Genomic DNA, 17,558 nt, shown 5'->3' on the forward strand with positions numbered 1-17,558 from the left:
CTCCGGGGGGGGGCGGCGGGGCGCTCCCGCCCGCCCCGCTCAGAAGCGTTCCGCATTGCCGGAGCGGTCACACCCCGGTCTCACGCGGTGGTCGTCACACCCCGGAGGAGACCCCGGCCTTCTCGCCGGGGCCCCCCGCACCGCCTTCGGCCGCCTCGATGCGCTTGTTGCGGCGGACCGAGGAGAGGAAGGAGGCGGCGATGAGGAACACGCCGATGAAGCCGGTGATGAGCTCGCTGATCTCGTGCTGGATGGTGATCAGGAGGATCACGGCGAGGGCGCCGATGGCGTAGTGCGCGCCGTGCTCCAGGTAGACGTAGTCGTCCAGCGTGCCCTGGCGGACCAGGTAGACGGTGAGCGACCGGACGTACATGGCGCCGATGCCGAGGCCGAGCGCCATCCAGAAGATGTGGTTGGTGATGGCGAAGGCGCCGATGACGCCGTCGAAGGAGAACGAGGCGTCGAGGACCTCGAGGTACAGGAAGAGGAAGAACGCGGCCTTGCCGGCGAGGCCGACCGCGGAGACCTGCTTGCCCTCCCGCTTGGCCTTCTCCTCCTCCTCGTGCTCCCGCTCCTCCTCCTCTTCGAGCTTGTTCTCGAAGTAGCCGGAGAGGCCGCCGACGACCAGGTAGGTGATCAGGCCGGCGACGCCGGAGAGCAGTACCGTGGCGGACTTGTCGACGTGACCGCCGCTGGTGTGCGCCTCGGTGGCGAAGGTGACCGCGCTGATGAGGAGGACGATGAGCGCGATGCAGACCGACAGCATGTCGACCTTGCCGAGCTTGGCGAGCGGACGCTCCAGCCAGGCCAGCCACTTGTGCTCGCGCTCCTCGAAGATGAAGTCCAGGAAGATCATCAACAGGAACATGCCACCGAAGGCGGCGATGGCCGCGTGCGCGTCGGTGACCAGGTTCTTGTACTGCTCCGGCTGGTCGAGCGCCAGCTGCACGGCCTCGATCGGACCGACCTTGGCACTGATCGCGACGATGACGACCGGGAAGACCAGTCGCATGCCGAACACCGCGATCAGGATGCCGATCGTCAGGAAGATCTTCTGCCAGAAGGCGTTCATCTTCTTGAGGATTCCGGCGTTGACGACCGCGTTGTCGAAGGAGAGGGAGATCTCGAGGATCGACAGGATCAGTACGATCCCGAACGCCTCCCACCCCCACTGCCAGGCGGCGAAAGCGAGGCCGAGCGCCGTGACGGCGAACGACCAGCCGAAGGTTTTCAGAACCACTGACTACCCAATCGTGTTGGGGGTCCCCCCGGGCGAAACCTGCGGGAGGGTCCCCTCCACGCCGACTGCGCCGGGTCTTGAACGAACCCTGGGACGAGCTTTAGGAAACATTGACCCCGAAGTCTAGAGCGATGCCTCGGAGACCCGACGCGTACCCCTGACCCACGGCCCGGAACTTCCATTCGCCGCCGTAGCGGTACAGCTCGCCGAAGATCATCGCCGTCTCCGTCGAGGCGTCCTCGCTCAGGTCGTAGCGGGCCAGCTCCTGACCGTCGGCCTGGTTCACGACGCGGATGAAAGCATTGCTGACCTGGCCGAACGTCTGGCCGCGCTGGTCGGCCTCGTGGATCGAGACCGGGAAGATGATCTTGTCGCAGTGAGCGGGCACCTTGCCGAGGTCGACGATGAGGGACTCGTCGTCGCCGTCGCCCTCGCCGGTGAGGTTGTCACCGGTGTGCTGGACGGAGCCGTCGGGGCTGGTGAGGTTGTTGTAGAAGATGAACCACTCGTCGCCGAGGACCCTGCCGGACTGGCAGAGCAGCGCGCTGGCGTCGAGGTCGAAGGGCGCTCCGGTGGTGGAGCGCGCGTCCCAGCCGAGTCCGACCAGCACCTGGGTCAGATTGGGTGCGACCTTGGAAAGGGAGACGTTTCCTCCCTTGGCGAGCGTGACGCCCATGACGATGATCCTCCCCGGTGGCGTACTGCGTGGCGTGCGTCCGTGTGCCGCGCGGCGCCCGTGCGCCGAGCGGTGTGGAAAGGGCGCGTCCGGCGCCGCACCGGGTGGGTGCGACGCCGGACGGAGCTGCGGTACGGCTCAGACGTTCACGCCGAAGTCCTGCGCGATGCCGCGCAGGCCGGAGGCGTAGCCCTGGCCGATGGCGCGGAACTTCCACTCCGCGCCGTGGCGGTACAGCTCGCCGAAGACCATCGCCGTCTCCGTCGAGGCGTCCTCGCTCAGGTCGTAGCGGGCGAGCTCCTCGTTGTTGGCCTGGTTCACGACGCGGATGAACGCGTTGCGCACCTGGCCGAAGGACTGCTGGCGGGTCTCGGCGTCGTAGATCGAGACCGGGAAGACGATCTTGTCGACGTCGGCCGGGACCGTCGCGAGGTTGACCTTGATCTGCTCGTCGTCGCCCTCGCCCTCACCCGTGAGGTTGTCGCCGGTGTGCTCGACCGAACCGTCCGGACTCTTCAGGTTGTTGAAGAAGACGAAGTTGCCGTCGGTGGCGACCTTGCCCTGGGCGTTCAGCAGCAGAGCGCTCGCGTCCAGGTCGAAGTCCGTACCGGTGGTGGTGCGGACGTCCCAGCCGAGACCGACCGTGACCGCGGTCAGGTTGGGCGCGGCCTTGGTCAGCGAGACGTTGCCGCCCTTGCTGAGGCTGACTCCCACGAGTCCCTCCATAGGTTTCCAGGGGCAGCGCCCCCGTCGTGCGTTGGCATCGGATCAACGACTGGATCCTAGTGAGCGGTTCCCGCCTCGAGCACGCTCTTGGGCCGATGAAACAGGGGTTTCGGGTACGCGCACGCGCTTTCGCGCGGGCGCGGGGCCCCACTCGCCACGGTGGCAGTCCCGCGCCCCGCGGGCATCAGGCCCCACGCCCACGGGCATCAGAGGGCGTCGAGGGCCTTGACGTACTCGTTCAGGTCGCGGGCGTCGGGGAGGCCGTTGACGACCGTCCAGCGCACGACGCCCTCCTTGTCGATGATGAAGGTGCCGCGGACCGCGCAGCCCTTCTCCTCGTCGAAGACGCCGTAGGCGCGGGAGACCTCGCCGTGGGGCCAGAAGTCCGACAGCAGCGGGTACTCCAGGCCCTCCTGCTCGGCGAAGACGCGCAGGGTGTGGATGGAGTCGTTGGAGACGGCCAGCAGCTGCGTGTCCTCGTTGACGAAGCGCGGCAGCTGGTCGCGGAGCGCGCACAGCTCGCCGGTGCAGACGCCGGTGAACGCGAACGGGTAGAAGAGCAGCACGACGTTCTTCTCGCCGCGGAAGTCACCGAGCCGCACGGTGCGCCCGTGGTTGTCCTTCAGTTCGAAGTCCGGGGCCTTCGTGCCGACCTCGATCGCCATGGCAAAAGCATCCCTTCGGTGGGCGGATCGCTGGGGACCCACCCTACGCAACGAGCCCCCGCCGACGTGCTCGGCGGGGGCCCCTGGCTGCGGGAGCCTGCGGTCAGCGCTTCGGCTTGCCCGCCTTGGGGCTGACCAGGCGGCTGCCGACCCAGTCCTTGCCCGCGTTGATGCTCCGGGTCTGGGAGAGGCCGGCGGTCTGGGCGGCCTCGTTGATGTCGCTGGGCTCGATGTAGCCGTCACGCCCGGTCTTGGGCGTCATCAGCCAGATCTGGCCGCCCTCCTCGATCAGGCCGATGGCGTCGACCAGCGCGTCCGTGAGGTCGCCGTCCTCGTCGCGGAACCACAGCAGCACGACGTCGGCGACGTCGTCGTAGTCCTCGTCTACGAGGTCCTGGCCGATGACAGCCTCGATATCCTCACGGAGCTCCTGCTCGACGTCGTCGTCGTAGCCGATCTCCTGGACCACCTGTCCGGGCTCGAACCCCAGCCTTGCGGCTGGGTTGGTCCGCTCCTCCGCGTGGTCCGCGGTCGCGCTCACGGCTTGCCTCCTGATCATGGATGGGAAAGTGCTTCGGCCGCGCGCGTACGCGTGGCATTGGGCGTAGTCCACACGTGCTGGACGGATCGCGCAAGTACCCGACGACGTAGACCGCCGAAACGGTGACTTTTGGGGCCGTCCTGCCGCAACTCCGGGTACCCGCCCTCCCTCGCTCGTGACACACACCACACCTCTTGACCCACTTTAGGGGGTTGTATACGCCACGTCCCCACCGGGGCGCCGCACCGCCGCCCCGGGTACGGGAGCCGGGACCGGCGAAGACGGGTTACCGAGCGGTAGAGATGACGCGGGCGCCCACGGGGTAGACGATGGTGGCGACGCGACCGCAAAGCCGACACTCCATCCCGCATGTCATCACCCGTAGACACATCGAACAGCGAAGGAACAGCGTGGCTTCCGGATCCGATCGCAATCCGATCATCATTGGCGGCCTTCCCAGCCAGGTCCCGGACTTCGATCCGGAAGAGACCCAGGAATGGCTCGACTCCCTCGACGCCGCCGTCGACGAGCGGGGGCGGGAGCGGGCCCGTTACCTGATGCTCCGCCTGATCGAGCGGGCCCGCGAGAAGCGCGTGGCCGTGCCCGAGATGCGCAGCACGGACTACGTCAACACCATCGCCACCAAGGACGAGCCCTTCTTCCCCGGCAACGAGGAGATCGAGCGCAAGATCCTGAACGCGACGCGCTGGAACGCGGCCGTCATGGTCTCGCGCGCGCAGCGTCCGGGTATCGGCGTCGGCGGGCACATCGCCACCTTCGCCTCCTCCGCCTCCCTGTACGACGTGGGCTTCAACCACTTCTTCCGGGGCAAGGACGAGGGGGACGGAGGCGACCAGATCTTCTTCCAGGGCCACGCCTCCCCCGGCATCTACGCCCGCGCCTTCCTGCTGGACCGGTTGAGCGAGGCGCAGCTGGACGGCTTCCGCCAGGAGAAGTCGAAGTACCCGAACGGCCTGTCGTCGTATCCGCACCCCCGGCTGATGCCGGACTTCTGGGAGTTCCCGACGGTCTCCATGGGCCTGGGCCCGCTGGGCGCGATCTACCAGGCGCGGATGAACCGCTACATGGAGGCACGCGGCATCGCGGACACGTCGCGGTCGCACGTGTGGGCGTTCCTCGGCGACGGCGAGATGGACGAGCCCGAGTCGCTCGGGCAGCTCACCCTGGCCGCGCGCGAGGGCCTCGACAACCTGACCTTCGTCGTCAACTGCAACCTCCAGCGCCTCGACGGCCCGGTCCGGGGCAACGGCAAGATCATCCAGGAGCTGGAGTCGGTCTTCCGCGGCGCCGGCTGGAACGTGATCAAGCTGATCTGGGACCGCTCCTGGGACCCGCTGCTGGCCCAGGACCGGGACGGGATCCTGGTCAACAGGATGAACACGACGCCGGACGGGCAGTTCCAGACGTACGCCACGGAGTCCGGGGCGTACATCAGGGAGCACTTCTTCGGCGACGACCACCGGCTGCGCGCGATGGTCGAGGGCATGACCGACCAGCAGCTGCTCCACCTGGGGCGCGGCGGCCACGACCACCGGAAGATCTACGCGGCGTACGCGGCGGCCAAGGCCCACAGGGGTCAGCCGACGGTGATCCTGGCCCAGACGGTCAAGGGCTGGACGCTCGGCCCGAACTTCGAGGGCCGCAACGCGACCCACCAGATGAAGAAGCTGACCGTCGACGACCTGAAGCGGTTCCGCGACCGGCTGCACCTGCCGATCCCCGACAGCGAGCTGGAGTCCGGCCTTCCGCCGTACTACCACCCGGGCCGGGAGTCGGAGGAGATCCAGTACATGCACGACCGCCGCAAGGCGCTGGGCGGGTACGTCCCGACGCGGGTCGTGCGGTCGAAGCCGCTGACCCTGCCGGACGACAAGACGTACGCGGCGGTGAGGAAGGGGTCCGGGCAGCAGTCGATCGCGACGACGATGGCGTTCGTGCGGCTGCTGAAGGACCTGATGCGGGACAAGGAGATCGGCAAGCGGTTCGTCCTGATCGCGCCCGACGAGTACCGCACGTTCGGCATGGACTCGTTCTTCCCGAGCGCCAAGATCTACAACCCGCTGGGCCAGCAGTACGAGTCGGTGGACCGGGAGCTGCTGCTCGCCTACAAGGAGTCGCCGACCGGCCAGATGCTGCACGACGGCATCTCCGAGGCCGGCTGCACGGCGTCGCTGATCGCCGCCGGGTCGGCGTACGCCACGCACGGCGAACCGCTCATCCCGGTGTACGTCTTCTACTCGATGTTCGGTTTCCAGCGGACCGGTGACCAGTTCTGGCAGATGGCCGACCAGCTGGCGCGCGGATTCGTGCTGGGCGCGACCGCCGGTCGTACGACGCTGACCGGTGAGGGCCTCCAGCACGCGGACGGCCACTCCCAGCTGCTGGCCTCGACCAACCCGGCGTGCGTCGCCTACGACCCGGCCTTCGGGTACGAGATCGCGTACATCGTCAAGGACGGGCTGCGGCGGATGTACGGCTCCTCGGAGGAGCACCCGCACGGCGAGGACGTCTTCTACTACCTGACCGTCTACAACGAGCCGATCCAGCACCCGGCGGAGCCGGCGGACGTCGACGCGGAGGGCATCGTCAGGGGCGTCTACCGGTTCCGCGCCGGCGAGGCCGGCTCCATCCCGGCGCAGATCATGGCGTCCGGCGTGGCCGTCCCCTGGGCCGTCGAGGCGCAGCGCATCCTGGCCGAGGAGTGGAACGTCCGCGCGGACGTGTGGTCGGCGACGTCCTGGAACGAGCTGCGCCGCGACGCGGTGGAGGCCGAGAAGTACAACCTGCTGCACCCGGAGGAGGAGCCCCGCGTTCCGTACGTGACGCGGAAGCTGTCGGGCGCCGAGGGCCCCTTCGTGGCCGTCTCCGACTGGATGCGGGCGGTCCCGGACCAGATCTCGCGCTGGGTGCCGGGCCCGTACACCTCGCTCGGCGCGGACGGCTTCGGCTTCGCGGACACGCGCGGTGCCGCCCGCCGGTACTTCCACATCGACGCGCAGTCGATCGTGCTGGGCGTGCTGACGGAGCTGGCGCGGCTGGGCAAGGTGGACCGCTCCGCGCTGAAGCAGGCGGTGGACCGCTACCAGCTGCTGGACGTGGCGGCGGCCGATCCGGGCCCGGCGGGTGGCGACGCGTAAGGCGCACCACGGGGGGTCCGGGCGCTCCGGCGCCCGGGCCTCCGGTCCCCCCTCACGCCCCTTACGATGCGCGGCATGAAGGAACCGACGGCGCAGGTCCGGTGGGAGGGGCGCACGCAGAACCCGCTGCTGGTCCTGGCTGTGGCGTTCGGCGTCGCGTACGCGGTGCCGGTCGTCGCCCCCGACGCACAACCGTGGGCGCACGCGCTGTGCATGGGCGTGGAGTGGGTGGTGTGGGCGGCGTTCGCCGCAGACTACGCCGTACGGCTGTACCTGGCCCCGTCGCGGTGGTTCTTCGTACGCGCTCACTGGCTGGACCTCCTGGCGGTGCTGCTTCCGCTGATCCAGCCGCTGCGGCTGCTGCGGCTGGTGTCGACGCTGCTGCTGGTGGGGAATCGGGCCCGGATGGCGTCGCAGGTGCGCCTGACGACGTATGTGGCGGGCTCCGTGGTGGGGCTGATGATGTTCGGATCGCTGGCCGTGCTCCAGGTGGAGCGGGACGCGCCGGACGGGAACATCAAGACGCTGGGTGACGCGGTGTGGTGGTCGTTCACGACGATGACGACCGTGGGCTACGGCGACCACGCGCCGAAGACCGGGCTGGGCCGGCTGCTGGCGGTGGGCCTGATGCTGGCGGGCATCGCGCTGTTGGGTGTGGTGACGGCGAACATCGCCGCGTGGTTCGTCGCCCGCTTCGAGCGGGACGACGCCGAGGAACGGCGCCGGACGGCGGTCCTTGAGGCTCTGACGCGGGAGGTACGGGAACTGCGGGCGGAGGTCGCCCGGCTCTCGGGCGACCCGTCGGCGGTTGTGACGACGGGCATCCCGCCCGGGCCGTCCGGGCCGCCCGTCGCCGCGACGGGTCCCCAGGGGAGCCCCGTGCCCGGGCAGGACACGGGGCCCGACGTCAGTTCTCCCAGATCTTGATCGCCCGCACCTGGTAGGGCGAGCGCGGCACCCACGTACCGCTGCCGGGATACGTCTCGAACTCCCCGGTCTCCCCGCAGGTGGCGGACTGGTAGGTGGTGACGGGTCGCCCCGTGCGGTTGGCGAGCGCCGCCGCCGCGGTGCCGGCGGGGAGTGCGACGCAGCTGTCGACGTCCGTGGTCGCCAGCTCGTGCGTCTGCCGCTTGCCCTTGAAGGTCTCCTTCTCCCACAGGCACAGCTGTCCGCTGTCGCACGGGCCGAGTACGGGCGGCGCGGCGTCAGCGGGTGCGGCGCAGGTGGTCAGTGCGGCGATGGTGACCGCGGTCATCCCGAGTGCGGCGGCGGCAAAGAAGGGCCGTGAGGACGTACGCATATGGATCAACCCCCGATTGGTGACACTCCGTATCGATGTCTGACCCAAGCCTGACGCTGTGTGACTGGCGAAGGGAAGAGTTATCGGCTCGATCCACCCGGACGGGTGATGGAAGGAGCTTCGGGTGAGACCGCGAGGGCATGTCGAGGGCCCCGGCGCCAGGACGCGCCGGGGCCCTCGACCCCGTGTTTCGGCGGCGGTGCCGCCGGGTCAGATGTGAACGCCGCCCCCGCCGGCCTCCGCGTTGGCCCCGCGCTTGGTGAGCGTCGCGACGAGGGCCGCGGCGACCGCCACGACACCGGCGACGGTGAAGGCGAGGCCCATGCCGGACATGAACGTGTCGTGGATGACCTTGGTGATCGCGCTCAGGACGTCCGGCGTCATTCCGGGAGCCTTGGCGAGCTCCTGGGGGACGGCACCGAACTCCGCCGCCTGCTCCAGCTCGGGCGCGGGCGGGACCGGGATGCCGGCGTCCTTCCAGTTGTCCGAGAACTCGGAGTCGACCTTGGAGGACATCACGGCACCGAGCACCGCCGTACCCAGCGCGCCGCCGACCTGCATGGCGGCCTGCTGCAGACCACCGGCCACACCCGACAGCTCCAGCGGGGCGTTGCCGACGATGACCTCCGTCGCACCCACCATGACGGGAGCGAGCCCCAGGCCGAGCAGGGCGAACCAGAGCGACGTGGCCGGCGTGCCGGTCTCCGGCGTGAGGGTGAGCATGCCGAACATCGCACCGGCGGTGCAGAGCATGCCGCCGACCAGCGGGATGCGCGGACCGAACTTGGTGATCAGCGCGCCGGCGAGCGGCGAGGAGACGATCATCATGGCCGTGAGCGGCAACAGGCGCAGACCGCTGTCGACGGGGCTGAGGCCCCTGACGCCCTGGAGGTAGAACGTCACGAAGAACAGGCCGCCCATGAAGGCGAAGGCCATGAGGACCATGAGGACGACACCCGCCGAGAGCGGGACGGAGCGGAACATGCCCAGCGGGACGAGCGGCTCGCGGACCTTCTGCTGCCAGGCGGCGAAGAGGCCGAAGAGGACGACGGCGCCGAGCAGGAAGCCCCACGTCCTGCCGCTGCCCCAGCCCCAGCTCTCACCGGCCTTGATGATGCCCCAGATCAGGGAGGCCATGGCGGCGGACAGCAGGACGATGCCCAGGAGGTCGAAGGAGCGCGGCGCGTTCTGCGCCCGGTGGTCCTTCAGGATCACCAAGCCCAGGACGAGGGCGAGCGCACCGACCGGCACGTTGATGAAGAACACGGACTGCCAGCTGACGTGCTCAACGAGCAGACCGCCGACGATCGGGCCGCCCGCGGTCGAGGCGCCGATGACCATGCCCCAGATGCCGATGGCCATGTTGAGCTTCTCGGCGGGGAAGGTGGCGCGGAGCAGACCGAGCGCGGCCGGCATCAGCAGCGCGCCGAAGAGCCCCTGGAGCACGCGGAAGGCGATGACCAGGGCGATGGAGTCGGACAGGCCGATCGCGGCGGAGGAGGCCGCGAACCCGGCGATGCCTATGAGGAACGTCTGGCGGTGGCCGAAGCGGTCGCCGAGCTTGCCCGCCGTGATGAGCGCGACGGCCAGGGCGAGCAGATAACCGTTGGTGATCCACTGGACGTCGGAGAGGGAGGCGTTCAGGTCCCGCTGGATCGCGGGGTTGGCGATGGCGACGATCGTGCCGTCGAGCGCGACCACCATCACACCGACGGCGACGCTGAACAGCGTGAGCCACGGGTGGCCCCGCAGTCCCTTGGCCGGTGCGGGCACGGGTTCGGGACTCTGTGACGCCTTGTGAACGGTGGTCTGACCAGTCATACCGCGAGGCTAGTGACAGCAACTGACAATAAACAAAGCATTTCATAGGCTGACAACTGTCATCTGGCTCACATCGAGGCCGAGTTGGTGAAGGGCGGGAAACGGGGACATGACGTGACGGCTGGGTGGTCGGCCGCGTCGGGCCCCGCCGCGGGCCTGCGCGAGCGGAAGGAACGGCGCACCCGCGCCACCCTGCTGCGCGCCTCGTGGGAGTTCTTCACGGCCAAGAAGTACGAGGAGACGACGGTCGACGAGATGCCGACGCCGTCGAGATCCCGCAGCGCACCTTCTCCCGCTCCTTCGCGAGCACGGAGGAGGCCGCCTTCACCGCGCAGCGGATGGCGGAACAGCACCCCGTCGACGCCCCTGCATGCCCACCCCGCCCAAGAGGGCCCCTTCGACGCCCTGCGGGCCCTGACCGCGAGCCGCCTCGGCCCACCTCGCCCCGACGCTCACCACGGACTGGCGGAAAACCGCCCCCTTTGAGGCCCACCGACGCGCCGGAAACGCGAACAGGGCGTGACCACGGCCCTCCGGAGGAAGCACACGGGGTGACTCCGCCGTACGGGGTGCGGCCTCTTCCCCGGATTCGCGCAACAAACCATGATCTACGTCACAGCTCACCCGGAGGTCGTCCGGTCTCTCCTAGGGTGTCTCGTAGTGACTCCCTTCATCGCCCCCTCCTCCCTCACCGTCTGGCGGACCCTGCTGGCCCTCGCGGTGATCCTCGTTCTCCTCGCCACGACGGGCTGGACCGGCCCGCATCGCGCGCGTGCCGTGCCACTGGACTCGTGGGACGCGGCGACGGCGTCGTGGCGTGCCGACCGGATCGGCGGCCGCGCGCTTCCCGACCCCGCGTCACCGCCGACGGCCGTGGCCGCGTTCTTCGCCTCACTCAGGCCGAGGCAGCGCACGCGGCTCGCCGAGGAGCACCCGCTCGTCGTCGGCAACCTCGACGGGGTTCCGGTGGCCCTGCGGTACCGCGCCAACCGGCACGCGCTCCGCCGGGCGCTCGCCGCCGAACGCGTCCGCGTCGCCGACCGGCGGCTCTCCGCCGAGGGCCACCGCGAGGCCCTCCGGCGGACGCACCGTTTCTCCTCGCTCATGTCCGGTGGGCGCCAGATCCTCGCGTTCGACCCGTCGGGGCAGGGCCGGGTGGCGGAGGTGTTCGGCGACCTCGGGCGTGCCGAGCGGATCTCGGTGGTCGTGCCGGGCGTCGACACGCATCTGCTCACCTTCCAGAAGACGGCCCGCCGGTACACGGCCCCGTACGGGATGGCGGAGTCCCTGTACGCCGCCGAGCGCGAGGCGGCGCCGGACGTGCGGACCGCGGTCATCGCCTGGGCCGACTACACCGCGCCGACCGGTGTAGGGATGGACGCGGTGACCGGGCGGCTCGCCTCCGAAGGCTCCGTACGGCTGGTCTCCCTGGTCCGGGCGCTGCCCGGCACGTCGCACGTCTCCCTGTTCTGCCACAGCTACGGCTCCGTGGTCTGCGGGCTCGCCGCGCGCCGGCTGCCCCGGCGGGTCACCGACATCGCCGTGGCCGGCAGCCCCGGCATGCGGGCGGAGAGCGCGGCGGCGCTCGGTACGCGGGCGCGGGTGTGGGCCATGCGGGACGCCGACGACTGGATCGCCGACGTGCCGTACCTGGACGTCGGCGGACTGGGGCACGGCGCCGACCCGGTGGCACCCGAGTTCGGGGCGCGACTGCTGTCGGCGGACGGCGCCGCGGGGCACGCCGGGTACTTCGTTCCGGGCACGGACAGTCTGCGGAACTTCGCGGAGATAGGGGTCGGAGCGTACGCGGGCGTGCGCTGCGCCGATGCCACGGACGCCTGCCGTAGCGGAATTTACGGCGCCGCATCGGTCTGACCCGCGTAGAAGTCGGGCAGGGCAGTCCATTTCCACTCGTCTTCCAGGGGGCGACGCGCGGACGCACGCCGCATACGATGAGGCGTATGGGTGATGTGCTGGCCGGAATTCATGCCACCTGGGAGTTCGAAACCGACGCCGTGCTCATCCGCTTCGAACGGGGGATCCGCGCGCCGAAGCTGTTCCAGACGCTGCGCGAAAGACGTATTCCGCACGAGGCGCTGGCATCGGTGACGCTCTCCCCGGGCAAGCGGGGCACGGTGGTGCTGCACGCCGTGCCGCGGGTGGGCGCCGACCCGCTGATGGCCGTGGCTGACGGCCAGTTGAAGGAGGGCTGCGACCCCTACCGGCTGGTGCTGCCCGCCGACCGGGAGGCACGCGCCGAGTCCCGCGCGGACGAACTGCGGGCGTGTCTCGGGCCGGAGCGCGGGGAGCCCGCCGAGCGGTTCCTGGTGACCGCCCCCGAGCCGCCGCTGCAGTTCAAGGCGTACGACGGCAAGGCGTCCTTCGATGGCCGGAACATTTCCTTCCGCTGGTTCTGGACGGGTGCGTCGACCGCCAAGTGGAAGGCCGGTGACCAGTCCTTCGCGGTGAGCGACCTCAGCGGGGTGGAATGGCGGTCGCCCGACGTGCTCGACGGCTGTCTGCGGCTGGTGCGGCGCGGTGTCGGCACGGCGCCGGTCCAGCCGGATCAGGACCCGGCGGCGGTCGTGTTCGGCCTCGGCTACGGCGCGGTTCACGAGTCGCTGCCGTTCGCGGCCGCGGTGCTCCAAGCGGTGCGGGACACGGACCGCGCGGTGCCGGTGCCGGTCCCCGCGGGAGCCGGCCGGCGCGATCCGGCGGACATAGCGGACCGGATCAGACACCTGGGGGATCTGCACCAGGCGGGTCTGGTGACGGACGAGGAGTTCACGGCGAAGAAGGCCGAACTGCTCGCCGAGCTGTAGCGGCGGGGCGGCGGGGCGGCGGGGCGGCGGGGCGGCGGGGGCCTCATACCGGGGTATGAGGCGGGGAACTGGCTCCCTGGTATGACGCCCGTGCGACGGCGCGTGCCTACGCTGGCGAGACCATGAGCAGCCTTCCCCCACCCCCCTTCCCGGCGAAGGATCCGCCCGGCCGCCCGGCGGTGGATCCGTTTCCCTTCCCGCCGAGGCCCTCGGCCACCCCCGCGTCCGGCGCCGGTGGCACGCCCGCCGACCGCGCACGACGCTTCGTACGGGAGGCGGTGCGCGCGGTCGGCGCGGCTCTGTCGACCCCCACGGAACCGGGGGCGCCGCTGCTCGGGCATGCCTCGACGCGATGGGTGCGGCTCACACCGTACGCGCTGGCGCTGGCACTCGTCGCGTCGCTGCTGCCGATCACGGTCGTGGTGCTCGTCAACGACTACGGCGTGAACGGCGGCATCGCCGGCCTGCTCGCCACGGCGCAGACGGCGCCGCTGCTCATGGCTGTGACACGGCCGCTTCAGGCGTGGTGGGTGGTCTTCGCCGCCGACGTGCTCGGCGCCCTGGTGACCATGAACACGGAGGTCATGGAGGGCCGACCGTGGCCGTGGACCCCGATGGTCGTGGTCGGTTATCTGGGGCTGATGCTCACCGTGGGGCTGCGTGAGCAGCGGCGGGCCCTGGTGAGCGTGTGGCTGGTGACCGGCGCCGCCGGGTTCGCGTTCGAGCTGTTCGGCGAGGCGCACGGGGGCGGCGGCATCCACCTGGTGCTGTTCGTGCTGAGCGGTGTCGTGCTGCTGATAACCGGCATGCTCCGGGAGCGCGGCGACGCCCAGCGGCGGCTCGTGGAACAGGAGACCATCAACGAGGCCGAGCGGTCCCGGCGGACGCTGCTGGAGGAACGGGCCCGCATCGCCCGCGAGCTGCACGACGTGGTCGCCCACCATATGTCGGTGATCACCGTGCAGGCGGATTCGGCGCCCTACCGGATCGAGGGGCTTCCGGACGCCGCGCGCGAGGAGTTCTCGTCCATAGCGGCGTCCGCGCGGGAGTCCCTGACCGAGATGCGGCGGCTCCTGGCGGTGCTGCGCAGTGAGAACACGGAGGGCGAGCGGGCGCCGCAGCCGGGTATCGCCCGGGTGCAGCAGCTCGTCGAGGCGACGATACGGGCGGGGTTGCCGGTGGAGCTGTCGTTGGCGGCGGACCTGGGTCCCGTGCCCCAGGCCGTGGACCTGTCGGCGTACCGGATCGTGCAGGAGGCGCTGGCCAATGCGGTGCGGCACGCCCCGGGTGCCAGGACGCGGGTGTCCATATCGAGGTCGCCCAACCAGGAATGGCTGATCGTCCTCGTGGTCAACGGCTCACCGGCAGAGCCGACTTCGCCCCTGGAGGCGTCCGGTACGGGACACGGTCTGGTCGGGATGCGGGAGCGCGTACGGTTGACCGGCGGGATGCTCGACACCGGACCGCTGCCGGACGGCGGCTTCCGCGTGGCGGCACGGCTGCCGCTGATCGCACCGCTTCCCTGACCCGTCAGAAGGGACCCTCGTGACCATCCGCGTGATCATCGTCGACGACCAGGCCATGGTGCGGGCGGGGTTCGCCGCCCTGTTGTCGGCGCAGCCCGACATCGACGTCGTGGGTGAGGCGCCGGACGGGCGGGCCGGTGTCGAGGTGGGCAGGTCCACGCATCCGGACGTGGTGCTGATGGACGTGCGCATGCCGGAGATGGACGGGCTCGCGGCGGCACGCGAGCTGCTGAATCCGCCGCCCGGGGTGACGCACCGGCCGAAGGTCCTCATGCTGACGACGTTCGACGTGGACGATTACGTGTACGAGGCGCTACGCGCCGGGGCGTCCGGCTTCCTCCTCAAGGACGCCCCACCGGCCGACCTGATCGCCGCCGTTCGGGTGGTGGCGGGGGGCGAGGCGCTGCTCGCCCCGTCGGTGACGCGGCGGCTGATCGAGGACTTCGCCGCCCAGCGGCCCGCGCCGCGCAAGGAGCGCTCCGTACGGCTGAACGGGCTGACGCCGCGCGAGACGGAGGTCCTGGAGCTGGTCGCGCGAGGGCTGTCCAACCAGGAGATCGCCGCGCACCTCGTCCTCGCGGAGCAGACGGTGAAGACGCACATCGGGCGCGTCCTCGCCAAACTCGGCCTGCGGGACCGGGCGCAGGCGGTGGTGTTCGCCTACGAGTCCGGGCTCGTCACGCCCGGCGAGGCGGCCTGACCGTCCGGGTCCCTCTCACCGCACCGGTCTGCGGCGTCGGCGTAGGACACCCCCTACCCCGGTATCACCCAACAGTTGGCTCCGCAGGGTGACGATCACCCGGGTGTCGTCTTCCTACCTTCCTCCTCGTCACACCGCACGAGGCAGAAGAGGGGGGCGTCATGCGCCGCTACAAGAGGACCCTGGTGGCCGCCGCACTGGCGACGACCGTCGTCACCGGGACCGCCGGATGGGCGTCGGGAAGCGCCCAGCAGGCCATGGCCGGTCCGCCTCCGGGGAGCTCCGCCTGGCTGGCCGACACCTCGCTGGGGCGGCCCCTGCCGGATCCCGCACGGACCGCGCCGACCGAGGTGGCCGCGTTCTTCCGGAGCCTCGACGGGCGGCAGCAGCGCCTGCTGGTCCGACGGCACCCGGGTGTGGTGGGGAACCTGGACGGGGTTCCGGTGGCCCTGCGGTACGAGGCCAACGCCCTCTCCGCGAGCCGTGACGCGCGGTACGCGCACCTCGCCGGCCGTCGCCTCCTCGCTTTCGACCCGCGCGGCCGCGGTCTGGTCGCGGAGGTCTTCGGGGACCTGGAGCGCAGCCGCCGGGTCGCGGTCGTGGTACCGGGGTCCGACATCGACGCAGGGTCGTACGACCGGGCGCGCGACCCGTACGGCGCGCCGGCCGGCATGGCCCGGCAGCTGCGGGTGGCGGCGGGTGGGCGTACGGCGGTGATCGCCTGGGCCGGCTACACCACGCCGGTCGGGGTCGGCCTCGACGCCGCGACCGGCGGCCTCGCCGAGGCGGGGGCCAAGCGGCTGGTCCGCCTCACCGAGGGGCTCGCCGCGGCGGGCGCCGCCGCCCCGTCGCTGTTCTGCCACAGCTACGGATCCGTGGTGTGCGGGTTGGCCGCCGCCGAGATGAAGGCCAAGGACGTGGTGGTCTTCGGCTCCCCCGGGATGCGCGCGGCGAACGTCGCGGAGCTGGGTACGGCCGCGCGCGTGTGGGTCGCCAAGGACCCGACGGACTGGATATCCCGGGTGCCCAACGTGGCGTTCCTGGGCCTGGGGCACGGTACGGACCCGGCGTCCGAGGAGTTCGGCGCCCGTCGGGTGCCCGCCGGGGACGCGCGGGGCCACAGCGGTTACTTCGCACCCGGCACCGCCTCGCTCCGCGCGTTCGCCGCGATCGCCCGGGGGGAAGCCGCATGAGGTTCGTCGACCGCATCGAACAGCGCACTCCGGCCCACCGCGACCGGGCCGTTGACGGTCTGCGGGCGCTGGCCCTGCTGGCCGTGCCGACCGGGCACTGGCTGCTCGGCGGGTTCACCCTGGACGGTGAGGGGGCGATCCACAACGCGAGTCCGTTGTCGACGTTCGGGTTCCTCGCGCCCGCCAGCTGGGTCCTGCAGATGCTCGGCATCTTCTTCCTCGTCGGCGGTTACGCGTCCGTGCTCTCCTACCGGCGCCGGCCGGGCGGCACCGGGGAGTGGCTGCGCGGCCGGATCGCCCGGCTCGGCCGGCCCGTCCTGGGGGTGACCGCCGTGTGGGCCGCGCTGATAGCGGCCGGCTCCGCGGTGGGCGTACCCGGCGACACCCTGCGGACCGGGGCGACACTGGTGATACAGCCGCTGTGGTTCGTGGGCGTGTACACGGTGATCACCGCGCTCACTCCCTCGTGCGTGCGGGCCGCGCGGGCCATGGGCGCGTGGGCCGCGGTGCCGCTGCTCGGTTCCGTCGCCGTCGTCGACCTGCTGCGGTACGGCCCGTACGCCGAGGCCGTGCCGTCGTGGTTGGGTCTGCTCAATGTGCTGCCGGGCTGGCTGTTCGCCTACCAGCTCGGGGTGTCGTGGGGTGAACGCCGGATCGGCCGGCGGGAGGCGTGGGTGCTGCTCATGGGCGGTGTGGTCCTCTTCACGACGCTGCTCGCGGTGTTCCACTACCCGGCGTCGATGGTCGGTGTGCCCGGTGCGGCGCGTACCAACTCGCACCCGCCGTCATTGCTCGTCCTCGCGCTGGCAGCCGCCCAGAGCGGTGCCGCGATACTGCTGCGGGACCGGCTCGGGGCCCTGCTGCGGCGGCCCGCCCTGTGGGCGCCGGTCGTGGTGGTCAACCTGTCGGCGATGACCGTCCTGTGCTGGCACCAGACGGCGATGCTCGCGGCGGCCGTGCCCGCGTCCCTGACGGCCGGTGCGGTTCCCGGTCTGACCACGGCGCCGGACACGCTCGGCTGGATAGCGGCGCGGGTGGCGTGGCTGCCGGTGTTCGCGGTGCTGCTGGTGCTCATAGCCCGGTACGCGCGGGGCTTCGAGTCGCCATGGACGAAGGCCACCAGGACGCGTCGCGCGGCGGCGGGCATCCTGGCGGCCGGTTTCACGGCCTTCGCCCTGGGCCTGGCCTGA

At 70.8% G+C, this 17,558-nt stretch carries 16 protein-coding genes; 8 read left to right on the forward strand and 8 right to left on the reverse strand.

Annotated elements, in window-relative coordinates; all coding sequences use genetic code 11:
- Nucleotides 1–94: 94 nt before the first annotated feature.
- The 5 genes from RND61_RS22860 to RND61_RS22880 form a co-directional block, all read right to left on the reverse strand.
- Entirely contained in the window at nucleotides 95–1,240 is a 1,146-nt protein-coding gene (locus RND61_RS22860; RefSeq protein ID WP_315879926.1) for a DUF475 domain-containing protein, read from the reverse strand.
- A 100-nt stretch (nucleotides 1,241–1,340) separates the two neighbouring features.
- Entirely contained in the window at nucleotides 1,341–1,916 is a 576-nt protein-coding gene (locus RND61_RS22865) for a TerD family protein (protein ID WP_315879927.1), read from the reverse strand.
- 138 nt (nucleotides 1,917–2,054) lie between these two features.
- A complete protein-coding gene (locus tag RND61_RS22870) occupies nucleotides 2,055–2,630 on the reverse strand; it encodes a TerD family protein (protein ID WP_315879928.1) in 576 nt (191 codons plus the stop codon).
- Between the two features lie 218 nt (nucleotides 2,631–2,848).
- On the reverse strand, nucleotides 2,849–3,307 hold the full coding sequence (locus RND61_RS22875) for a peroxiredoxin (protein ID WP_315879929.1): 459 nt from the start codon (nucleotides 3,305–3,307) through the stop codon (nucleotides 2,849–2,851).
- Between the two features lie 103 nt (nucleotides 3,308–3,410).
- Nucleotides 3,411–3,848 (reverse strand): DUF3052 domain-containing protein, encoded by a 438-nt coding sequence (locus RND61_RS22880; protein WP_315879930.1) that lies wholly within the window; start codon nucleotides 3,846–3,848, stop codon nucleotides 3,411–3,413.
- A 410-nt stretch (nucleotides 3,849–4,258) separates the two neighbouring features.
- On the opposite strand from RND61_RS22880, the gene aceE reads away from it, so the two are divergent.
- Entirely contained in the window at nucleotides 4,259–7,006 is a 2,748-nt protein-coding gene (aceE, locus tag RND61_RS22885; RefSeq protein ID WP_315879931.1) for a pyruvate dehydrogenase (acetyl-transferring), homodimeric type, read from the forward strand.
- Nucleotides 7,007–7,081: 75 nt separating this feature from the next.
- Complete coding sequence (locus RND61_RS22890; protein ID WP_315879932.1) at nucleotides 7,082–7,933, forward strand: potassium channel family protein; 852 nt, start codon at nucleotides 7,082–7,084, stop codon at nucleotides 7,931–7,933.
- On the opposite strand, the gene RND61_RS22895 is transcribed toward RND61_RS22890, so the two are convergent.
- From RND61_RS22895 to RND61_RS22905, 3 genes are all read right to left on the reverse strand, one after another.
- Entirely contained in the window at nucleotides 7,914–8,306 is a 393-nt protein-coding gene (locus tag RND61_RS22895) for a peptidase inhibitor family I36 protein (protein WP_315879933.1), read from the reverse strand. The two genes, RND61_RS22890 and RND61_RS22895, sit on opposite strands and share 20 nt — an antisense overlap.
- Nucleotides 8,307–8,516: 210 nt before the next feature.
- Nucleotides 8,517–10,127 carry an MFS transporter gene (locus tag RND61_RS22900; RefSeq protein WP_315879934.1) on the reverse strand — a complete coding sequence of 537 codons (1,611 nt, stop codon included), beginning with the start codon at nucleotides 10,125–10,127 and terminating at the stop codon, nucleotides 8,517–8,519.
- Nucleotides 10,128–10,195: 68 nt separating this feature from the next.
- Entirely contained in the window at nucleotides 10,196–10,480 is a 285-nt protein-coding gene (locus tag RND61_RS22905) for a hypothetical protein (protein WP_315879935.1), read from the reverse strand.
- A gap of 307 nt (nucleotides 10,481–10,787) precedes the next feature.
- Here RND61_RS22905 and RND61_RS22910 point away from each other — a divergent pair, with 307 nt between their 5' ends.
- The 6 genes from RND61_RS22910 to RND61_RS22935 all read left to right on the forward strand — a co-directional run bounded on the left by RND61_RS22910 (nucleotide 10,788) and on the right by RND61_RS22935 (nucleotide 17,558).
- Entirely contained in the window at nucleotides 10,788–12,002 is a 1,215-nt protein-coding gene (locus tag RND61_RS22910; RefSeq protein ID WP_315879936.1) for an alpha/beta hydrolase, read from the forward strand.
- An 86-nt stretch (nucleotides 12,003–12,088) separates the two neighbouring features.
- A complete protein-coding gene (locus tag RND61_RS22915; RefSeq protein ID WP_315879937.1) occupies nucleotides 12,089–12,949 on the forward strand; it encodes a DUF4429 domain-containing protein in 861 nt (286 codons plus the stop codon).
- A gap of 278 nt (nucleotides 12,950–13,227) precedes the next feature.
- A complete protein-coding gene (locus RND61_RS22920) occupies nucleotides 13,228–14,475 on the forward strand; it encodes a sensor histidine kinase (RefSeq protein WP_315879992.1) in 1,248 nt (415 codons plus the stop codon).
- A gap of 19 nt (nucleotides 14,476–14,494) precedes the next feature.
- Complete coding sequence (locus tag RND61_RS22925; RefSeq protein WP_315879938.1) at nucleotides 14,495–15,175, forward strand: response regulator transcription factor; 681 nt, start codon at nucleotides 14,495–14,497, stop codon at nucleotides 15,173–15,175.
- A gap of 161 nt (nucleotides 15,176–15,336) precedes the next feature.
- Nucleotides 15,337–16,368 (forward strand): alpha/beta hydrolase, encoded by a 1,032-nt coding sequence (locus tag RND61_RS22930; protein ID WP_315879939.1) that lies wholly within the window; start codon nucleotides 15,337–15,339, stop codon nucleotides 16,366–16,368.
- Nucleotides 16,365–17,558 (forward strand): acyltransferase family protein, encoded by a 1,194-nt coding sequence (locus RND61_RS22935; protein ID WP_315879940.1) that lies wholly within the window; start codon nucleotides 16,365–16,367, stop codon nucleotides 17,556–17,558. Before RND61_RS22930 ends, RND61_RS22935 begins: the two co-directional genes overlap by 4 nt.

This window comes from Streptomyces tamarix (assembly GCF_032423885.1).
Taxonomy (GTDB): Bacteria; Actinomycetota; Actinomycetes; order Streptomycetales; family Streptomycetaceae; genus Streptomyces; species Streptomyces tamarix.